The organism is Actinophytocola sediminis (genome assembly GCF_054779715.1).
This window is the reverse complement of record NZ_BAAGXS010000029.1, coordinates 70,003-90,413: the sequence shown is the minus strand read 5'-3', so window position 1 is coordinate 90,413 and position 20,411 is coordinate 70,003. Positions and strand designations below refer to the sequence as shown.

At 69.6% G+C, this 20,411-nt stretch carries 16 protein-coding genes; 12 read left to right on the top strand and 4 right to left on the bottom strand.

What is annotated here, in order from left to right; all coding sequences use genetic code 11:
- Nucleotides 1-12: 12 nt before the first annotated feature.
- Nucleotides 13-1,152, bottom strand: coding sequence for a mandelate racemase/muconate lactonizing enzyme family protein (locus ACYVIP_RS19860; protein WP_460398396.1), 1,140 nt, complete (start codon nucleotides 1,150-1,152; stop codon nucleotides 13-15).
- A gap of 105 nt (nucleotides 1,153-1,257) precedes the next feature.
- Here ACYVIP_RS19860 and ACYVIP_RS19855 point away from each other — a divergent pair, with 105 nt between their 5' ends.
- From ACYVIP_RS19855 to ACYVIP_RS19830, 6 genes are all read left to right on the top strand, one after another.
- The gene (locus tag ACYVIP_RS19855) at nucleotides 1,258-2,055 is read left to right on the top strand and encodes an IclR family transcriptional regulator (RefSeq protein ID WP_460398394.1); all 798 of its coding nucleotides are present in this window, start codon (nucleotides 1,258-1,260) and stop codon (nucleotides 2,053-2,055) included.
- Nucleotides 2,052-2,960, top strand: a complete 909-nt coding sequence (locus ACYVIP_RS19850) for a carbohydrate ABC transporter permease (RefSeq protein ID WP_460398392.1) — start codon at nucleotides 2,052-2,054, stop codon at nucleotides 2,958-2,960. The genes ACYVIP_RS19855 and ACYVIP_RS19850 overlap by 4 nt, the downstream gene beginning before the upstream one ends.
- Complete coding sequence (locus ACYVIP_RS19845) at nucleotides 2,957-3,862, top strand: carbohydrate ABC transporter permease (RefSeq protein ID WP_460398390.1); 906 nt, start codon at nucleotides 2,957-2,959, stop codon at nucleotides 3,860-3,862. The genes ACYVIP_RS19850 and ACYVIP_RS19845 overlap by 4 nt, the downstream gene beginning before the upstream one ends.
- Before the next feature lie 33 nt (nucleotides 3,863-3,895).
- Nucleotides 3,896-5,188, top strand: a complete 1,293-nt coding sequence (locus ACYVIP_RS19840) for a type 2 periplasmic-binding domain-containing protein (RefSeq protein WP_460398388.1) — start codon at nucleotides 3,896-3,898, stop codon at nucleotides 5,186-5,188.
- Nucleotides 5,189-5,197: 9 nt separating this feature from the next.
- A complete protein-coding gene (locus ACYVIP_RS19835; protein ID WP_460398385.1) occupies nucleotides 5,198-8,257 on the top strand; it encodes a golvesin C-terminal-like domain-containing protein in 3,060 nt (1,019 codons plus the stop codon).
- A gap of 174 nt (nucleotides 8,258-8,431) precedes the next feature.
- Entirely contained in the window at nucleotides 8,432-11,635 is a 3,204-nt protein-coding gene (locus ACYVIP_RS19830; RefSeq protein ID WP_460398383.1) for a family 78 glycoside hydrolase catalytic domain, read from the top strand.
- Between the two features lie 30 nt (nucleotides 11,636-11,665).
- Here the strand turns inward: ACYVIP_RS19830 and ACYVIP_RS19825 are convergent, their stop codons facing one another.
- The gene (locus ACYVIP_RS19825; RefSeq protein WP_460398381.1) at nucleotides 11,666-12,589 is read right to left on the bottom strand and encodes an NmrA family NAD(P)-binding protein; all 924 of its coding nucleotides are present in this window, start codon (nucleotides 12,587-12,589) and stop codon (nucleotides 11,666-11,668) included.
- 90 nt (nucleotides 12,590-12,679) lie between these two features.
- Here ACYVIP_RS19825 and ACYVIP_RS19820 point away from each other — a divergent pair, with 90 nt between their 5' ends.
- Entirely contained in the window at nucleotides 12,680-13,270 is a 591-nt protein-coding gene (locus ACYVIP_RS19820) for a TetR/AcrR family transcriptional regulator (RefSeq protein WP_460398379.1), read from the top strand.
- Here ACYVIP_RS19820 and ACYVIP_RS19815 read toward each other — a convergent pair.
- Both ACYVIP_RS19815 and ACYVIP_RS19810 read right to left on the bottom strand, forming a co-directional pair.
- Complete coding sequence (locus tag ACYVIP_RS19815; protein ID WP_460398377.1) at nucleotides 13,245-14,513, bottom strand: NAD(P)-binding domain-containing protein; 1,269 nt, start codon at nucleotides 14,511-14,513, stop codon at nucleotides 13,245-13,247. The two genes, ACYVIP_RS19820 and ACYVIP_RS19815, sit on opposite strands and share 26 nt — an antisense overlap.
- Complete coding sequence (locus tag ACYVIP_RS19810) at nucleotides 14,491-15,048, bottom strand: OsmC family protein (RefSeq protein ID WP_460398375.1); 558 nt, start codon at nucleotides 15,046-15,048, stop codon at nucleotides 14,491-14,493. The genes ACYVIP_RS19815 and ACYVIP_RS19810 overlap by 23 nt, the downstream gene beginning before the upstream one ends.
- A gap of 135 nt (nucleotides 15,049-15,183) precedes the next feature.
- Here ACYVIP_RS19810 and metX point away from each other — a divergent pair, with 135 nt between their 5' ends.
- The 5 genes from metX (at nucleotide 15,184) to ACYVIP_RS19785 (ending at nucleotide 20,408) form a co-directional block, all read left to right on the top strand.
- A complete protein-coding gene (gene metX / locus ACYVIP_RS19805; RefSeq protein WP_460398373.1) occupies nucleotides 15,184-16,377 on the top strand; it encodes a homoserine O-acetyltransferase MetX in 1,194 nt (397 codons plus the stop codon).
- 4 nt (nucleotides 16,378-16,381) lie between these two features.
- On the top strand, nucleotides 16,382-17,752 hold the full coding sequence (locus ACYVIP_RS19800; protein WP_460398371.1) for an O-acetylhomoserine aminocarboxypropyltransferase/cysteine synthase family protein: 1,371 nt from the start codon (nucleotides 16,382-16,384) through the stop codon (nucleotides 17,750-17,752).
- Nucleotides 17,749-18,231: a CoA-binding protein gene (locus ACYVIP_RS19795; protein ID WP_460398369.1), complete on the top strand. Its 483-nt coding sequence runs from the start codon at nucleotides 17,749-17,751 to the stop codon at nucleotides 18,229-18,231. Before ACYVIP_RS19800 ends, ACYVIP_RS19795 begins: the two co-directional genes overlap by 4 nt.
- Before the next feature lie 99 nt (nucleotides 18,232-18,330).
- A complete protein-coding gene (locus ACYVIP_RS19790; protein WP_460398367.1) occupies nucleotides 18,331-18,531 on the top strand; it encodes a hypothetical protein in 201 nt (66 codons plus the stop codon).
- Nucleotides 18,532-18,545: 14 nt separating this feature from the next.
- On the top strand, nucleotides 18,546-20,408 hold the full coding sequence (locus tag ACYVIP_RS19785; RefSeq protein ID WP_460398365.1) for an FAD/NAD(P)-binding protein: 1,863 nt from the start codon (nucleotides 18,546-18,548) through the stop codon (nucleotides 20,406-20,408).
- The last annotated feature ends 3 nt before the right edge of the window (nucleotides 20,409-20,411 follow it).

The window sequence follows — 20,411 nt, the reverse complement described above, 5'->3', positions numbered from 1 at the left end:
GACGGGACTCCTTCAACTGGCGAGTTCGGCGACCGCGTCGGCGTCGACCTCGACGCCGAGCCCGGGACCGGTGGGCAGGGACATGGTGTGCGCGCCGACCGTCGGCGACACGCTGAGGATCCGGTTGCCGACGGCGAAGGACGTCGGCTGGTACTCGAACGACGGCAGGTCCTCGACCGCCGCCGACACCGCGAGACCGGCGGCCAGCGCGATCCCGAGGCCGACCGAGTGATGCGGCGCGACCGGGACATGCCCGGCCGCGCACACCTCGGTGATGGCCATCGCCTCGGTGATCCCGGTACGGGCGACATCCGGCTGCGCGATCCGCAGCGCCCGCCGGGACACCCAGTCGGCGAACTCGTAGCGGTTGCGCAGCGCCTCGCCGACCGCGACCGGCACCGCCGACCGCGCGACCAGCTCGGCGTGCCCGGCGACATCCTCCGGCGCCAGCGGCGCCTCCAGGAACCACACGTCCCGCTCGGCCAGCCCGGCCGCCAGCCGCAGCGCGTCGGTGACCGAGTAGGCCCAGTGCGCGTCCACCGCGATCCGCAGCCCCGGCGCGGCCGCCCGCACCGCGTCCACAGTGGACAGATCGGCGGCGACCCCGTTGCCCAGATGCAGTTTCACCCGGCGCGCGCCGCCGGCCGCCCACTCCCCGGCGAGCGTCGCGCGCTCGGCGTCGGTCGGCTTGGGCAGACCCGAGACATAGACCGGGATCTCCTCCCGGAACGCGCCACCGAGCAGGTCGGTGACCCGGCGACCGGTGACCCGGCCGGCGAGGTCCCACAACGCGATGTCGACCGCCGCCAGCGCGTCGGCCTGATGGCCGACCAGGTGGCCGCGCTCGCGCATCAGGTCCCGCAGCCGGGACCACGCCGGGCGTGGCGCGGTTGCCGACATCCCGGTCAGCACGGGCGCGAGCAGCAGGTTCACGATCGCCGCCGGCACCTCGGGGGCCACCGGCGCGAGCGCCTCGCCCCAGCCGGTGGTGCCGTCCTCGGCGGTGACCCGGACCAGCAGCGTCTCGTAGCGGTCGGAGTAGACACTGCGCCACGGCGGCCGCACGGCGTAGCCGGCACTGGGCGCGGAGCCGTCGGCGAGCGCGCCCAGATACGCACTGTCGGCGCGCAGTTTCAGAATGTAGGTATCCACACCCACTATCTGCATATCGATCCCAATATGTGCTTGACGATAGCCAACATGTGCGCAAGGGTCGCACATGTTAGCCAGACCATGTCAAGCAAGGGAGCCCGTGACGTGGCCGCTGAAGCAGGCACCAACCAGAGCGTCGAACGTGCGGCCACTGTGCTGGGCGCGTTCCTCGACGGGCGCGCGGAGCTGCGGGTGTCCGATGTGGCCAAACACGCCGGCCTCGGCCAGTCGACGGCCTCGCGCCTGCTGGCCACCCTGGAGCAGATCGAGTACGTGGAACGCGACCCGGTGAGCGGGCTGTACCGGCTCGGGCCCGCGCTGATCACCCTCGCCGGCGTCGCGGTCAACCAGCACCCGGTGCACCGCGAGGCCCGCCAACGCACCCAGGACCTGGCGCACACACTCGGTCTTGGCGCCAACGTGGCCGAACGCCGCGACGACACCATGTTCTACCTGTGCAACTTCGAGGGCAAACTCGCGCCGAAGTCGTTCGTCCTGATGGGACAGCGCAACCCGTTGCACGCCACCGGGATCGGCAAGTGCCTGCTGCTCGGGCTGTCCTCGGCGCAGCGCCGCGACCTGCTCGGCGACGAGCTGCACCGCTACACCCCCAACTCGCCGGCCACCCACGAGGACCTCGACCGGATCGTGGACCAGGTGCGTCGGCAGGGCTACGCCACCGAGGTGGAGGAGCTCGCGCTGGGCAGGGCCTGTGTGGCGGCGCCGATCCTGGACCGCGCGGGCACGGTGGTCGCCGGCATCTCCATCTCCGGCCCACTGTCCGCGATGGACCTCGAACACCGCGAGGAGGAGCTGGCCCGCCGGGTGATCGAGGTGGCCGACTCGATCAGCATCGGCCTCGGCTACCTCGGCCCGGTGCACGCCCCGGCGGCGCGCGCATGACCACGCTGCCCCGCAAGCGGGGCACACCGGCACAGGGGCTGTCCGGCGGCGCGTTCGCGATCCTGTTGGTGTTGCCCGGTCTCGCGCTGCTGGTCGCGGTCGTGCTGTACCCGCTGATCTCCTCGCTGGTCACGGCGTTCTTCGAGCAGAGCCTGGTCGAGCCCGGCCGGCGGTTCGTCGGCCTGGACAACATCGCGGCGGTACTCGACTCGGACTTCCTCCCACTGCTGCGCCAGACCCTGGTGTTCACCGTCGGCACCACGCTGGTGCCGTTCGTGATCGGGTTCGCGCTCGCGCTGGCGCTCAACACCCGGATCAAGGGGCGGGGCTTCCTGCGGGGCGCGTTCCTGTTGCCGTGGCTGGTGCCCGCGGTCGTCACGTCGTTCCTGTGGATGTGGATCTTCAACGCCAACTACGGCGTCGCCAACGGTGTCCTGGAGACCCTGGGGATCATCGACGAACCGGAGGCGTGGCTGTCCAGCCCGGGCACCGCGATGACCGCGGTGATCATCGCCAAGACCTGGGCCAGCTTCCCGTGGATGATGGTGATGCTGCTCGCCGGCCTGCAGACCGTGCCACCGGAGCTGCACGAGGCGGCCCAGGTCGACGGCGCGGGCACCGTCCGGCGGTTCCGGTCGGTCACCGTGCCGCACCTGCGCGGGATCATCGGCCTGGTCCTGCTGCTGGAGCTGATCTGGAACTTCCAGCACTTCGACACGATCTACGTGATGACCGGCGGCGGCCCGGCCGGCACGACCGAGACCTTCGCCGTCGCCGTGTACGACACCTTCTACAAGGGACACGACCTGGGTCGTGCCGGCGCCATCGGTCTGTTGTGGATGGTGCTGCTGCTGGTGCTCGTCGTCGGCTACCTCCGCGTGGTTGACCGGGAGGAGAAGTCGTGACGACCACAGTGGACAGTCCGGTGACGCCGACCGAACAGGTCGCGCCGCCGCCGAGACGCCGCTCACCGCTTGACCGGGACCGGCCGGCGGTGCGGATCGCGGCCTGGGTGACGATCGTCGTGTTCGGCGGGTTCGCGCTGCTGCCGGTGTACTGGATGCTGGCCACCGCGCTCACCCCGGACGGCCAGGTGTTCGCCTACCCGCCGGCGTTGTTCCCGACCGACATCACCTTCGAGCACTTCGCCTCGCTGGCCGACAACTCACAGCTGTTCGAGTACCTGGTGAATAGCGCGATCGTCTCGGGCATCACCGCCGTGCTGTCGGTGGTGGTGTCGGCCTACATGGCCTACTCGTTCTCCAAGTACCGCTACCGGGGCCGCCGGTCGCTGATGTACCTGGTGCTGTCCTCGCAGATGTTCCCGCAGGCGCTGCTGCTGGTCACGCTGTACGCGGTGTTCGACGCCTACGACCTGCTCAACACCTACACCGCACTGGTGCTCTCGTTCACCACGTTCACGTTGCCACTGTGCGTGTGGATGTTGAAGGGCTTCTTCGACACCATCCCCGACTCCCTGATCGAGGCCGCCCGCATCGACGGCGCCTCCCAGCTACGGATCATCCACTCGGTGATCGTGCCGCTGTCCGGTCCAGGACTGGTGGCCGCCGGCCTGTTCGCGTTCGTCCGCGGCTGGAACGACTTCATCTTCGCCCTCACCCTTGCCGGCCCGGACAAGCAGACCCTGCCGCCCGGCCTGGCCAACACCTATCTCGGCGAGGCACAGACCGCGTGGCCGGAGCTGATGGCCGCGTCGCTCGTCGTCTCCTTTCCCGTCGTGCTCGCGTTCATCGCCCTGCAGCGCTTCCTGGTCGGCGGCATCACCGCCGGTGCGGTCAAGGGCTGACGCTGCCGTTTTTCCCTTTCCCGGAGGTCACTGATGACAACCGCCTACAGCCGCCGTCGCATGCTCCAGCTCTTCGGCGCCGGGCTCGGCGCGGCGGGTCTCGCCGCGTGCGCGCCCGCGCCCGAGGAGACCACACCGCTGGCCGACGACGACCCGAAGGCCAACGAGAAGACCTTCTCCTTCGCGTCCTGGACGCTGAACGAGGAGGCGGGCAAGCCGGTCGTGCAGGGCCTGCTCGACACGATCACCACACGGGACGGCCTGACGGTCAACCCGGTCTCCTACCCGTTCAACGAGTACCTCAACCAGCTGACGCTGCAGGTGCGCGGCGACCAGCTCGTCGGTGCCGCGCAGCTGGACATCGCGTGGCTTGGCGCGCTTGCCTCGCTGGGCAAGCTGCGCGACCTCGGCGACGCGGCCAAGGACCGCGGCTACACCGACACCGCGCTGCGTTCCGGTCAGTACGAGGGAAAGCAGCTCGGTCTGCCGTGGACCACCGGCGCGATCGGTCTGGTCAGCAACAAGGAGTTGTTGTCCCGCGTGGGAATCACGTCGCCACCGACCACGATCGAGGACTTCGAGGCCGCGCTGGTCGAGCTGAAGGGACTCGGCGGCGGCGTGGTGCCCTACGCCGCGTCGACGAAAGTGGCCCAGCTCAAGGACATCCTGGTGTGGATGCAGACCTTCGGCAGCCCGCTGCTTGACGGCGACCAGGTCACCATCGGCGACGATGCCTCGGTCGAGGCGGTCACCTGGTTCAAGAAGCTCTACGACCAGAAGCTGATCGCCCCGGACGTCGACCGGTTCGACGCCCGCGCATTGTTCGGCCAGGGCCGGGTGGCGATCTACGACGACGCGATCGTCGGCAAGGGCTCGGTGGTCAAGGATTCCCCGGACCCCGAGCTCGCGGACAAGCTGGACCCGATCTCCCGGCCGGTACTCGCCGATGGCGACGAGCCGCAGGCCCAGCTGTGGGGCCACCTGATCGTGGTGATCGAGGGCACGGCCGCCAACACGGCCACCTCGTTCGCCCAGTGGCTCACCTCCGACCCGGCGGCCACCGACGAGCTGTTCGCCAAGCTCGCGCTGCCGCCGACGACGGAGAAGGGCCTCGCGTCCACCGCGGTCGCCGACGACGCGTTCACCACGGCGTTCGCCGAGCGGATCACCAAGACCGCGAGCCCCAACCCGTTCTGGCGGTTCCCGGAGTACGCGCAGATGGAAACCGTGATCGCCGAACAGGTACAGGCCGTGCTGATCGGCAGCGCCACCCCCGCGGACGCGATGCGCACCGCGGGCGAGCAGGTCCAGGCACTGGTGAAGTAGGAGATGACGATGCGAAGGATCCGAACTACCCGCCGCACGCGCCTGGCCACGCTGCTGACCGTGCTGCTACTCGTGTTCTCGGCCACGCCGGCGCTGGCGGCACCGCCGGCGCGGCCGATCACGGTGAGCCAGAACGGTTACCGCGTGGTGATCCACCCGGACGGCTTCCGCTACGAGATCCGCACCGCCGACGGCAGGCTGCTCGCCCCGGCGCACGCCGAGTCCGGGTTACGCGTCCACCGCGACGGCGCGGCCGAGCCGGCCGACGCGGTGTCGACCAAGCTGGTCGGCACCGGCCGGACCGCGGTGCTCGCCGTGACCATGACCGACGACACCACGGTCACCGTGCGGATCCGCGCGGCCCGGCCAGGCACCGCCCAGTTCAGTCTCGCACCGCTCGGCGGACCGGCCACAGTGGACTTCCGGACCGGCCCGGCCGGCCCGGCCTTCGGCCTTGGCGACACCGGTGCCCAGTCCGACACCGCACTGCCCGGCACCCCCTGCGGGGGCAAGGTCCTGCCGAGGGAGACCGCGGAGCTGACCGGGATCGTGCGTGACGACATGACCAACGAGGGCAGCTGCAAGCGGTTCCTGTCCACGTTCGTCATCTTCCCCAAGCAGGGCCTCGGACAGGTGCTGATCACCGAGCGGCAGAAGCGGGTGGCGCTGACCACCACCGAGAACCGGCTCGGCGCGGGCGGCGTCGACCGGGTGGACGGCCTGTACTACTTCGCCGGCTCCCCGAAGCAGATCTACGCCAACTACCAACAGGTCCGCCGCGCGGAGGGCTACCCCGACGTCCAGCCGAGGCCCGACCTGTTCGAGGTCGGCTGGGAGGCCTACGGCGCCCTGGCCTGGGACACCTACCAGACCAGCGTCCAGGAGACCCTCGGCCGGTTCGTCGCCGAGAACTATCCGCTGCGCTGGGCGGTCGTCGGCTCCGGGTTCTGGCCCGGCCCGCGCGGCAACCCGGTGGAGGGCACCACCAACAGCTTCGGCATGTGGGACGACACCGAGGAACCAGGCCGGGACGACGGCCTGCCCAACCCGCGCTACCCGGACGTGCCCGCGCTGCGGGAGTTCCTGAAGTCCAACGACATGGCGCTGTTGCTCGGCGCCCGCAACAACTTCAAGGCGATGCCCGAGGACGGCGGCAACTACAACACCACCTACGACGGGCCGGCGACCACCGAGGCGCTGGAGCGTGGCTACTACCTGACCGACGAGGACGGCACGCCTACCGTGGCGACGCGGACCCAGTTCCCGGCCGGTGCGTCCTATGTGCTCGACGGCGACAACCCGGAAGCGGTCGCCTGGTATGTGAAGCAGAACGCGAAGTGGGGCGCCGACGGGGTCAAGGAAGACGCCATGCTCTACGAGCCCAAGCTGTACCGGGACGGCAACTGGAACCCGCTCAACGAGGCGCTCGCGAAGTCCGGCCAGCTGGTGATCGTGCGCAACTCCGCGTACTCGGTGCCCGGCGACACCCTGCGGATCAACGACACCCTGTTCGGCAAGGGCGAGGACTTCCACCACGACCCCGACCGCATGCCGATCAACCTGTTGAACTTCGCGGCCAGCGGCGCGGGCAACGTGTACCCGGACATCGTGGGCGGTACCCCGAGGTCCGAGCCGACCGACGAGAGCTACCGGCGCTACTTCGTGCGCAACGCCATGTTCAACGCGCTGACCCCGTCGATGGCGTTCGGGCGCGGCCCGTGGGTCCTGGAGTACGCGCCGTTCGAGCAGGCCGCCCGCAAGGCGGCGGACTTCCACAGCGCGCTGCACCCCTACATCTACGACGCGGTGCTCGACGGCCACGCCACCGGCTACCCGTCGGCGATGACCCCGCTGCCGATCGCCTACCCGAACGACGAGCGGACCTACGACCTCGCGTCCCACGACGGCCGCCGCTACGAGTGGCTGGTGGGGGAGTCGCTGCTGGCCACCCCGGTGTTCGGCCGGGACTTCGACACCGCGCAGACCAGGGACGTCTACCTGCCGGCGGGCAAGTGGATCGACTACGAGACCGGCGCCCGGTTCACCGGACCGGCCACCCTGGACGACTACCCGCTCGGGGTCGACCGGGTGCCGGCCTTCGTCGGTGGCAAGGGCGTGCTGGTCACCCGCGCGGAGAAAGGGTTGACCGCGAAGGTCTTCCCGGTGACCCGCGGCCGGTCGACCTACGAGTGGACCGACGGCCGGGCCACCAGCACGATCGTGAACGCCAACTCGGGCTGGGACCCCAGGTCGCTCAAGCTCACCGACACCACCACCCACCGCACCATCAAGTTCACTGTGGACAGTGTAACCGGCGCGCTGACGTTCCCCATCGCCGATGGCCATGACTACCGGCTGACCGGCGGCGGCCGGGCCACCGACACCCTGCCGGTCGAGCGGACCGCACCGGACCAGGTGACCGGCCTGAGCCACACCGTGGAGGCCGGTGTGACCTCGTTGTCCTGGAAGGCATCGCCCGGCGCCCGAGGGTATGTCGTCGTCCGCGACGGCGGCGACTGCGCGGACGCGGTCGTCGCGAGCACCACCAGCGCGACGTCGGTGGCCATCGGCGCCGAGGGCTCCGGCGGCGAGTTTCGGGTGACGGCCTACAACACGGTGGGCCGGGCGGCCCCGTCGGCACCGCACGAGATTCCCGAGGCCGAGAACCCGGGACCGGTGGTGGTGACCAACGAGCAGAACACCGCGCCGTGTTCCGGGCCGGTGCCCTACACCGAGACCGGGACGTGGTCGGTCAGCGCGCTGAAGGGCTTCGACGGCAGCGGCACCCGGTACAGCTCGGCGGCGGACGCGACCGCCACCTGGCAGGCTCCTGTCCCCAGTGGACGGTACACAGTGGAGGTCTGGGCGCCGGCCGACGTCCGCAACACCACCGCGGCCCGCTACACCGTCGCCGGCGAGGAGATCGTGGTCGACCAACTGGCCGACGGCGGGCAGTGGCGGCGACTCGGCGAGTGGGACTTCACCGACACGGCGGCGGTCACGCTGACCGTGTCCGGCGCCGGCCTGCACCGCACCGACGCGGTGCGGTTCACCAGGATCGAGTCATAGAGCGGTTCTTGCTGGCGGTGGTGGCCATGGAGGCCACCACCGCCGCGGCGCCTGTCGCAGCACCAGTCCTCGCGCTGGGCGCGCCCGAACGTGGCGCGACCGCGTCGTATTCGGGTACAGACACCACCTGCAGGAGGAATTGTGGTTCGGCAGCGGCGCCTTATCGTTCCTGTGTTGGCACTTCTCTTGTTCGTATCGCTGCTCGCACCACAAGGGGCAACGGCGTCCCAGCGGACGCTGGTCGTGGCCGATATGACAGTCGAATACGAACACAACCCCTTGGGAATCGACGCACCACACCCGCTCCTGAGCTGGAAACTGACGTCGTCCGAGCGAAATCAGGTGCAGAGCGGCTACCAGATACAGGTCGCCTCGAGTGGTAGGCAGTTGGCGGCCGGCCGACCGGATGTCTGGGACTCCGGTTGGGTGGCCTCATCCCAGTCGGCCAACATCGCGTACGCCGGTCCCGCGTTGGACTCCCGTACGCAGTACTTCTGGCGGGTTCGGGTAGCCGACGGCGACGGCGATCAATCGGCATGGAGTGCGGCCTCCCGGTGGGAGATGGGGCTCCTGCACAAGTCGGACTGGGCGGCCGAATGGATCGGTATGCCGGAAGGGCCTGACAACCCTTCCGGGGCCTCGTGGATCTGGTACCCGGAGGGCGACCCAGCGACGTCGGTGCCGGCCGGCACCCACTACTTCCGCCGAACGTTCGAGCTACCGGAGCAGCAGATCGAGCGCGCCGTGATGGTTCTCGCCGCCGACGATGCGTTCGTGCTGTACGTCAACGGCGCGGAGGCCGCGCGTTCGCACTCGCGCGTCTTCGGCGGACGCATGGCCATTGAGGTCGACCTCACCGATGTGTTGGCCGCGGGAACAAACACTCTGGCGGTGTCCGGCCGAAACCGGTATGCCGGCCCAGCGGGCCTGGTTGCCAAGCTCAGGGTCGATTTGGCCGGTGGCCGGCAGGTCGAGGCACTGACAGACTCGGCCTGGCGGGTTACCCGGCAGAACGAGGCGGGCTGGAACCAGCCCGGTCACGACGACTCTCGTTGGTCCGGCGCGTTGGAGGTAGCGCGCTATGGAGATGGCCCATGGCTGAACCAGGTGCGGCTTCGTCCGACCCATCCGTCCGCACCGCTGCTCCGAAAGAAGTTCACCGTCACCAAGCCCGTGGAGCGAGCCCGGCTCTTTGCCAGCGGCCTCGGCTACGGGGAGTACTTCCTCAATGGCAAACGAATCAGCAGGCGGCTTCTCGACCCGGCGTTCACCGACTACAACCAACGTGTGCTGTACTCGACATTCGACGTGACCGAGGAGGTTCGGAGTGGCGCCAATGCCGTCGGCGCCGAGCTGGGTCGGGGACACTTCGGGTTCGTCACCCCCGCCGGTGGAGCGGATTTCGTCGACGACACCAAGCTGCTGTTGCAGCTGGAGATCGAGTACACCGATGGCACCACGAAGCACGTCGTATCGGATGGTTCCTGGCGGGTGACGGAGGGACCGACCGTCTACGACAACCTCTACACCGGCGAGACGTACGACGCCCGCCGGGAGCGAACCGGCTGGACCACCGCGTCGTATGACGCCCGCGACTGGTCGACCGCCGCTGTCCTCACCGCACCCGCGCCGGTAGTTCGGGCACAGTCCATGCCGCCGGTCACCGCCACCGATCTCAAGCCGGTGCGCATCACGGAGCCGAGGCCGGGCACGTACGTGTTCGACATGGGGCGGACCACCGCGGGTTGGGCGAGATTGTCGGTTTCGGGACGGGCCGGCACCGAGGTTCGGATGCTCTATGGCGAGGAACTCAACGACGACGGGACGGTCCGAAACCTCGGGCACCATGACCCGGAGCGCAGTGACGCACCTGGTCAGCTCGACATCTACGTCCTCAAGGGCAGGGGGCGGGAGGTTTGGGAGCCGGGCTTCAGCTATACCGGATTCCAGTACGTCCAGGTCGAGGGCCTCCCAACGCGCCCCAACATCAACACCATTACGGGTCGAGAGGTGCACAACAGTGTGACATCCGTCGGCGCCTTCGAGTCATCCAACCAGCTCTACGGCCAGATCCATGACGCGATGCGAGCCACTGTCCTGAACAACCTGCAAGGCATCCCGACGGACAGCCCGACGTTTGAGAGGCGCGGATGGTCCGGTGATGCGCACGTCGCACTACCGACGATGCTCTACAACTACGATATGGCGGCCTTCTTCAAGAAATGGCTCGACGACTTCGCTGACAACCAGGTCGACACCGACCAGAACGGGCGAGTGACCGTTGTCGCGCCATGGCCGAACGACTTCCGCTCTGGCAGCGTTTCGTCCGCCTGGACCGGCGTGCTTCCCGCACTTGTGTTGGCGCTCTACGAGAACTACGGCGACCGGACAGCGCTGACCGAACATTATGAGTTCCTGACCAGATATATGACCTTCATGGAGACGCACCTCGACAACGGAATCATGAGTGTCGAACAATACGGAGACCACTCGTCACCCTTCGGCGCGAACCCCGAGGAGGACAGACGGCTGGTCGGAACCGCGTACTTCTACAAGTCCCTCGGCGAGATGGCACGCATCGCCACCCTGATCGGGGAGACCTCCGACGCGGAGCACTACAGCGCCCTGGCCAACACCGTGCGGAACCGGTTCAACGAGGTCTACTACGACGGCCAGAACGGCTACTACGACACGTTCGAGGGCATCGAGTACAAGCAGACGTCGAATGCTGTCCCGCTGGCTCTCGGCATGGTTCCAGCAGACCGGGAGGCAACCGTGGTCCAGAGCCTCGTCGACGATATCGAAGCCCGCGGCTGGCATCTCAACACTGGCATCCTCGGCACGAGCGTCCTGTTACCAGTCCTGTCCGAGTACGGCCACCACGACGTCGCGCTCCGCGTAGCCAGCCAGACCACCTACCCCAGTTGGGGCCACTGGATGGTGAACGGCGCGACCACGATTCCGTCGCGTTGGCAGATTCAGCCCGGATCGAACAACCACTACATGCTCGGCACGGCCGACCAGTGGTTCTACAGCCACCTCGCCGGCATCTCGCCCGACCCGTCCGGTCCGGGCTATGAGAAGTTCGTCGTACGACCACACCTCGGCGACCTCCGGCACACCAAAGCGACACACGACTCCATTCGCGGCCGGATTGCCGTCGAATGGGAGAACGATCACGACGCATTCACCCTCGACGTCACCGTCCCCGTCAACTCCACTGCCACCGTCTACGTGCCCACCAGCGATCCTGACAGCATCACCGAAGGTGGGCGGCCAGCCAACGACGCCGACGGCGTCACCTATATCGACATCCAGGGACGCTATGCCGTCTACCAAGTCGGATCAGGCACCTACAGCTTCAACTCGACCCCCTAGCCTTCGGGTTGTGGTCTGGTTGTCGTGAGGTCAGGCCGAGGCGTGTAGGTGTTCGTCGGCCCAGGTGTCGAAACTGGTCAACGGGAGGCCGAGGTCGCTCGCGTACCGCGGGCGACCCGGCTGACCGGTCCGGTTGAGCCACTCGTGGGTGGCGCCCATCGGTGGCATGCCGGCGGCGATGGCCTCCTGCTCGGTCATGTCCGGCGCGGACAGCGGTGTGCCGAGCACGCGGGAGAGCACCGAGGCGATCTCGGTCATCGACAGGTAGTCGCTGGCGAACTCCAGTTCCAGCCGGTCGAACCGCTCCGGGTCGGCGATGGCCGCGGCGGCGGCCACGCCGAGGTCGGGCACCGCGACCAGGGACAGCCGGGTGTCGGGCTTCAGCACGCTGACCAGCCCGCCCTCGACGCCCCAGGGGAACAGGAACCTCATGGACGGCAGGAAGTTCACCATGAAGAAGCCGGGCTTGAGCAGGGTCCACCGGGGAAAGCCCGCCGCGCGGACCCGGTCCTGGATCGCGCTCTTGGCATCCAGGCTGGGCATCCTGGCCGCCCAGCCGTCCTCGACCCACCCCGGCTCCGTGGCGTGCTGCCCGGCGCCGGTGACCGACGTGTGCACGAACTGCGGCACGCCGGCGGCCTTCGCGCCCTCGACCAGGTTGACGCCCTGGGCGATCTCGCCGGCGAAGTCGAAGCCGTCCTCGGTCATGGCGGGCATCTGCACGGAGAACACCGCGCGGGCACCGTCGGCGGCCCGGCTCACCGAGTCGCGGTCGTGCAGGTCACCCACGACCAGTTCGGCGCCGAGCGCGGCCACCGCCCTGGCCCGGTCGGTGGCCGGATCACGCACCAGGGCGCGGACGGGCACGCCCGCGGCCAGCAGGGCGCGGGCGGTGGCGCCGCCCTGCCTGCCGGTGGCGCCGGTGACCAGGACGGGTGCGGAAGTTGTGGACATGACACTCCTCGAACACTAAGTGGCGGGGTCCGCCAGTTATCTTCCGCTACGATATGGCGGGGCCCGCCACTTAGCAAGGAGACGACCGTCATGCCAGAGCGTCAGCGCGCCGACGCCCGGCGCAACTACGCGCGGATCCTCGCCGTGGCCGAGCAGGAGGTCGCCGCGCACGGCGCGGACGCCTCACTGGAACAGATCGCCCGGATCGCGGGCGTCGGCTCGGCCACCGTGCGCCGGCATTTCCCCACCCGCCGCGCGCTGCTGACCGCGGTCTCCCAGGAGCGGGTCGAGGCCCTGCGGGTGCGCGCCACCGAGCTGGCCGGCACGGGGGACAGCCGCGAGGTGCTGCTGGCCTGGCTGGGTGAGGTCGTCGCCTACTGCGTGTCCGCCAAGGGGCTCGCGGCCGCGCTGGCCTACGACAGCGCCGCGCCCGACCCGGTGCACGACAACGCCTGCTCGGCGACCATCGAGCAGGCCGCCGGCCCGCTGCTGCGTCAGGCCGCGCTGGACGGCGCGATGCCGCCGGAGGTCACCGCCGTCGACCTGATCACACTGATCGTCGGCATCGTCCTGGCCACCGAACACCACCCCGATCCCGGCGCCAGCGCGCAGCGGCTGTTCGGCCTGGCCATCGCGGGGCTGAGCCCCGGCATCCTCAGCGGCGCGCCAGGTGCTGGCTGAGGTGCTCGATCACCGCGCGCGCGTCGTCCTCGATGCCGTGGATGAACGTGGACCGGCGCCTGCGCAGCACCGGCAGCCCCAGCGCGTACAGCCCGGGGCTGTCCACCACGCCGCCGTCGTGGTTCAGGTTGCCCTTCTCGTCCACCACCGGCACGTCCAGCCACGTGTAGTCGGGCCGGAAACCCGTCGCCCACACGATGGTCCGGACCGCACCGCCACGCAGGTCCAGCCGTAACCGCGTCGAGGCCGGCACCGCCGTCGGCGCGAACCGCTCCGGTGGCTTGACGTCGGTGTCGTTCCCGGACCTGGTCGCCCACTCGTCGAAGGTGGTCAGCAACCGGTCCAGCTTGAGGTCGGCCAGCGAGATCACCGCGCGGAGCCCACCGGAGAACAGCACCTCGCCGTCGCGCACCGCCGCCGCCCGGCCGACCAGCTCGACGCCCATGCCGGTGAGCGCGTTGATGTCCAGCGTCGCCCGCTCCGGAGTCCCGGCCAGCTGCGGCGAGGCGAGCCGCCGGGCACGGGTGAGGTCGGGCACCTCGTCGTAGCGGGTGTCCCACACCCCGGAGTTGTCCATCCACCACAACACATCCCGGCCGCGGTAGGTGCGGGGCAGCCGCACATGCTCCCCAGTGGACAGTGTCACCGGCCGACCCGACCGCTGGAGCTCGGCGGCCAGCTGCACGCCGGTCGCCGACGCACCGACCACCAGGACACCACCGGCTGGCAGCTGGTCGGGGCCGCGGTAGTCGAACGGCGTGACCTGCTCGATGGTGGCCGGCACCGCCGCGCTGAGCGGGGGAACGGCCGGCCGGTTGCACGCGCCGCTGGCGATCACCACGGTCCGGCAGCCGATCTCGCCGCGATCGGTCACCACCCGGTAGCCGTCGTCGGTGCGGCGCACCGAGGTGACGGTGGTGCCGGTACGCACCGGCGCCCGCGTGCGCTCGGCGAACCGGTCGATGAACTCGACCACCTCGGGCATGGTCATGTAGCCGTCGGGATCCTGGCCGGCGTAGCGGTGGCCGGGCAGCCTGCTCTGCCAGTTGGGCGTGAGCAACCGCAACGAGTCCCAGCGTTCCCGCCGCCACGAGTTCGCCACCTCGCCGCGTTCCAGCACGACGTGGTCGAGCGCGCGCTCGGTGAGGAAGTGGCTCGCGGCCAGGCCGGCGTGGCCGGCGCCGATGACGACCGTGGTCGTGTGCTCTATGGCTCGGCCCTCAGCCGACCTCGACGGTGACATCGGTGGGGTTGGTCAACGCGTCGAACACCGCCGAACGCTTCTGCGACTGGGCCACCAGCGCCTCGATGTCCTCTTTGGACGCGTCGGCGTCGATGGCGAACCGCACCTTGATGCCGTTGTAGCCGTTGCGCACGTCGCTGTCGGCGCCGAGGATGCCCCGGATGTCGTGCGCGCCCTCGACGGTGGCCTCGACCGAGCGCAGCTGGATGCCCCGGTTCTGCGCGACCGAGGCGACGCCCGCGGTCAGGCAGCTGGCCAGGCCGACCAACAGGTACTCGATCGGCGTGATGCCGTGGTCCTCGGCGGCGAAGACCTCCGGGTGGTCGGCCACGAACACCGACTCGGCCTTGTGGTTGTGCTCGGCACCGAGACCGAAGAAGTCCTTGACCGTGGTGGTGGTGTGCACGCCGTTCTCCCACCTGGTGGTCGCGCGCCAGGTGAACTGGGCCGCCTCGGGGGCGCCCTTGAGCGTCTCGCGTGCGTCGAGCAGCGCCTGGACGTTGACTCCGTTGTCAATACTGTCGAGCGTCGTCATCCGACGGTCCTCCGCTGACTGTTGTGTGCCGGTTGGCCGGTAGCCGACCCTACACATGCTCTGACCTGCATCTCATATTCCGAAACGCGGATCGGCTCGGGTCGCGGAATGGTCCGGGATAGCTATGATGCGCGCATGGTGCCCGCGTCGACGCTAGCGGCCGGTTCGGTCGGCCGGGTGGCGACGCGATACCTCGACCTTCCCGCGCCGATCCCGCTCGACTGCGGCCGGGAACTGCGTTCGGTCCGGGTCGCGTACGAGACCTACGGCACCCTCGCGCCCCGGCGCGACAACGTCATCCTGGTGTGTCACGCGCTCAGCGGCGACGCGCACGCGGCCGGTTACTCGACCGGGCAACCGGCGGCGAGCACCCGCGACGGGTTCCGCGCGCAGGACCGCGACGGCCCGGCGGGCGGCGCGCTCGGCTGGTGGGACGGGATGATCGGGCCGGGCAAGGCGTTCGACACCGACCGGTTCTTCGTGGTGTCCACCAACCTGCTCGGTGGCTGCCGGGGCACCACCGGGCCGTCGTCGGTGGACCCCGCCACCGGCAGACCGTACGGTTCGGACTTCCCGGTGATCACGGTCGCGGACATGGTCCGGACCCAGCGCGCGTTCCTCGACGAGCTCGGCGTCGACCGGCTCGCGGCCGTCGCCGGCGGCTCGCTCGGCGGGATGCAGGCGCTGGAGTGGGCGGTGTCCTACCGCGACCAGGTCGACGCCATCGTGGTGATCGCCAGCACGCACGCGCTGCACCCCCAGGGCCTGGCGTGGAACGCGATCGCGCGCGAGGCGATCCTGCGCGACCCGGCCTGGCAGGGCGGCGACTACTACGACACCGGCAGCACGCCGGACGCCGGCATGGGCGTCGCGCGGATGGTCGGGCACGTCACCTATCTGTCCGCGCCCGCGCTGAGCGACAAGTTCGGCCGCCGGCTGCAGTTCGCCGACGACCTCCGGTACACGATCACCGAACCGGAGTTCGAGGTGGAGAACTATCTGCGCCACCAGGCGGACTCGTTCGTCAAACGCTTCGACGCCAACACCTATCTCACGATGTCGCGCGCGCTGACCTACTTCGACCTGGCGCGCCAGTACGGCGACGGCGCACTCACCCAGGCGCTCGCCGGCGTCTCGGCACGCACGCTGCTGATCACCTTCAGCTCCGACTGGCTCTACCCGCCCGTCGCGTCGACCGAGATCGACGACGCGTTGCGCGCGCTCGGCAAGCCGACCGAGCTGGCGCTGATCGACGCGCCGTACGGCCACGACTGTTTCCTGCTGGAAGAAGAACGACAGACGCCGATCGTCCGCCGGTTCCTTGCCTAGGAACATGTTCGTGGTCGTGGGCGAGGAAGAGGTGCGGGTGACCGACGATTCCCCCCGGATCGAGCAGGAGCACGCGTTCGGGTTCGAGACCCGGCAACTGCATGCCGGGCAACGACCGGACCCGAACACGGGCGCCCGGGCGGTACCGATCTTCCAGACGACCAGCTACGTGTTCGAGGATCCGGAATCCGCGGCCGCCTACTTCAATCTGCAGGAGTACGGGAACACCTACTCGCGCATCATGAACCCGACGGTCGCGGTGTTCGAGGAGCGCGTCGCGAACCTGGAGGGCGCGGCCGGCGCGGTGGCCTTCGCCAGCGGCATCGCCGCGCAGGCGGCCGCGTTGTTCACGCTGCTGCAGCCGGGCGACCACGTGGTCTCCTCCTCTGCGCTCTACGGCGGCACGGTGAACCAGCTCAAACACCTGCTGCGCAAGCTGAACGTCGAGCTGACCTGGGTCGACCCGGACGATCTCGGCGCCTGGCGGGACGCGGTGCGCGCCGAGACGAAGGCGTTCTTCGCCGAGACCATCGGCAATCCGGCGGGCAACGTGCTCGACATCGAGGCGGTGGCGGCCATCGCGCACGAACACGACGTGCCGTTGGTCGTGGACAACACCTTCGCCACCCCGTACCTGTGCCGGCCGATCGAGTGGGGGGCCGACATCGTGGTGCACTCGGCCACCAAGTTCATCGGCGGCCACGGCACGAGCATCGGCGGCGTGGTCACCGAGGCCGGCACGTTCGACTGGTCCAACGGCCGCTTCCCGGTGGTCGCCGACCCGTCGCCGGCCTATCACGGCCTGCGTTTCCACGAGACGTTCGGCACCTACGGCTATCTGATGAAACTGCGCGCCGAGACCCTGCGCGACCTTGGCGGCGCGCTGTCGCCGTTCAACGCCTTCCTGTTCCTGCAGGGGTTGGAGACGTTGTCGCTGCGGATGGAACGGCACGTCAACAACGCGCGGACGGTCGCGGAGTTCCTCGAGTCGCACGATCTGGTGTCCAGAGTGACCTTTCCCGACCTGCCGTCGAGTCCGTACCGGCCGCTGGTCGAGAAGTACCTGCCGCGCGGTGCCGGCGCGGTGTTCTCGTTCGACTGTGCCGGCGGCCGCGCCGGCGGGCAGGCACTCATCCGCAACGTGCGGCTGTGGTCCCATCTGGCCAACGTCGGCGACGCGAAGAGCCTGATCATCCATCCCGCCAGCACCACCCACCGCCAACTCGACGACGAGGAACTGCGCGCGGCCGGTGTCGGCCCGGGGACGGTGCGGCTGTCGGTGGGCACCGAGTCGGTTGATGACCTGATCTGGGATCTGGAACAGGGTTTGCGGCACGTCGCCGCGATCGTGCGGGAGGAGGCGGCGAGCGCATGACCGACCTGACGCGCTACCAGGACCCGCTGGCGATCCAACGGGTGCTCAACACCGCGAGGACGATCGCGGTCGTCGGCCTGTCGAACAACGAGCTGCGGGCGAGCTACTTCGTCGGCTACTACCTCAAACGGCACGGCTACCGGGTGATCCCGGTGAACCCGCGGGCGACCGAGATCCTCGGCGAGACCAGCTATCCGAGCCTGTTGGACGTGCCGGAACCGGTGGACATCGTGAACGTCTTCCGCGCGCCGGACGCGCTCGTCGAGATCGCCGAGCAGTCGGTGCGGATCGGCGCGGGCGCGCTCTGGTGCCAGTTCGGCGTGATCAACGCCGAAGGCGCGCGGATCGCCGAGGACGGCGGTGTGCCGGTGATCATGGACCGGTGCATCAAGGTCGAGCACGCCCGCTATGTCGGTCGCATGCACTGGCTCGGCTTCAACACCGAACGCATCACCTCGGTCCGCGCCGGACTTCAGTGATTTTTGGGTTCGTCCGGAATATGGGACGTGTTGAACCGGTCCGCCATTGTCGGCCATGCTTGCCTGGTACGCCGAATCCAGTAAGCGAAAGGCGTTTCCATGCGACGCCTGATGGCCCGGTGTGGCACTGTCCTGTTGCACGCGATAACCAGGTACGGTGCGACGCTCGCGACGGTGCCTGATCCGCACGGCCAGTTTCCGGGTTTACCTGTTTCCTGGTATATCAAGGAGAACGTGCCGGACGTGGGCATTCCAGAACAACCGGCGGGCGTGCCGCCCTGGCATCCGGAGCGGCGCTGAACCGCGGTCGGGCCGTGGTCATCGTCGGCGCCGGGCCGAAGGGGATCGGCCTGCTGGAGCGGATCGCGGCCAGTGCGCCGGAACTGTTGCGTGGACAGCTGACCGTGCACCTGGTCGACCCGTTCCCGCCGGGACCCGGCCGGGTGTGGCGGTTCGCGCAGTCGCCGCTGCTGCGGATGAACTCGATGCCCGAGGACGTCACGGTGTTCACCGACGACACCGTGACCTGCGCCGGCCCGATCCGGCCTGGGCCAACACTCGCCGAGTGGATCACCTTGGTCCGTGACGGCACCCTCGCGGCCACTGTGGACGACACGCTGCGGGCCGAGTTGGCGGCGGTCACGCCGACCACGTTCCCCACCCGTCGACTGCAGAGTGCCTACCTCGGATGGTTCTACGACTGGGTGCTGGCCGGCCTGCCGGACGCCGTCGAGGTGCGCGTGCACGCCACCAGGGCGGTCGACGTCACCGGGCCACCGGAGGGCACCCAGACCGTGTGGCTCGCGGACGGTTCGTCGCTGGCGGCCGACGTGGTCGTGCTCGCACTCGGCCACCTGGACGCCGAGCCGGCGCCCGCGGAGGCGTCGCTGGCCGAGGCGGCCCGCGCGAACGGGCTGCGGTACGTGCCGCCCGCGTACACCGCGGACCTGGACCTCACCGACCTCGCGGCGGGCGAACCCGTGCTGGTACGCGGTTTCGGGCTCGCGTTCGTGGATCTGGCCGTGCTGCTGGCCGAGGGCCGGGGCGGCCGGTTCACGCCGGGGGAGGGCGACACGCTCACCTACCATCCCTCGGGCGCGGAACCGGTGCTGCACGTCGGTTCCCGGCGCGGGGTGCCCTATCACGCGAAACCGGCCTACCGGCTCCAGGGCACGCCGGCGGCGCTGCCCCGGTTCTTCGGCCCGCCGGAGGTCACCGCGCTGCTGGCCCGGTCGGGACGGCTGGACTTCGACGCGGACGTGTGGCCGTTGATGGCCAAGGACATCGGCTGGGGCTACTACCACGAGCTGTTCACCGGCCACCCGGACCGCGTGCGGCTGGAGTACGACGAGTTCGCCGAACGCTACGCCGGACTCGACTGGGACAGCGCTGATCTGCGCGCGCTGGTCGCCAAGGCGGTGCCCGACGACCAGGACCGACTAGATCTCGGCGCCGTCGACCGGCCGTTGCGCGGTCTCGGGTTCGCCGACCGGGCCGGGCTGACCGCACACGTGTGCCGCCTGGTCGAGGCCGACCTCGCGCGCCGGGAGGACCAGGCGTTCAGCGCGGACCTGGGTGCGTTCCTGGCGTTGTTGTCGGTGTTCGGTCAGCTCGCGCAGCTCGTCGCCGCCGGCAAACTGACCCCGGTGTCCCAACTGGACGATGTGGACGGGTGGTGGTTCGGGTTCTTCAGCTTCTTCGCCAGCGGGCCGCCCGGTCATCGGTTGCGGGAGCTGCTCGCCCTGGTGCGGGCCGGGGTGGTGCGGTTGGTCGGGCCGGACATGCGGGTGCGGGTCGATGGCGACCGGTTCGTCGCGGTCAGCCCGGCCGTGCCGGGCACGGTCGAGGCGGCCACCCTGGTGGACGCGCGGCTGCCGGCGCCGAGCATCCAGCGGGCCACCGATCCGTTGCTGCGCGCCATGTTCGGCCGTGGCGAGCTGGCCGAGGAGGTGTTGCTCGACCCGGACGCCGAACGCAGCACCGGCCGGATGCACACCAGCACCGCCGGGCTGCTGGTCGACGCGTCCGGCAGCCCGCACCCGCGCCGGTTCGCGCTCGGCCCGCACACCAGCTCGCGTTCCCCGGGCGCGTTCACCAGACCCCGCACCAACGCCCCCGGCTTCCGGCAGAACGACGCGGTGGCGCGGGACATCCTCACCCGGTTCGCGCCGGACTGACCG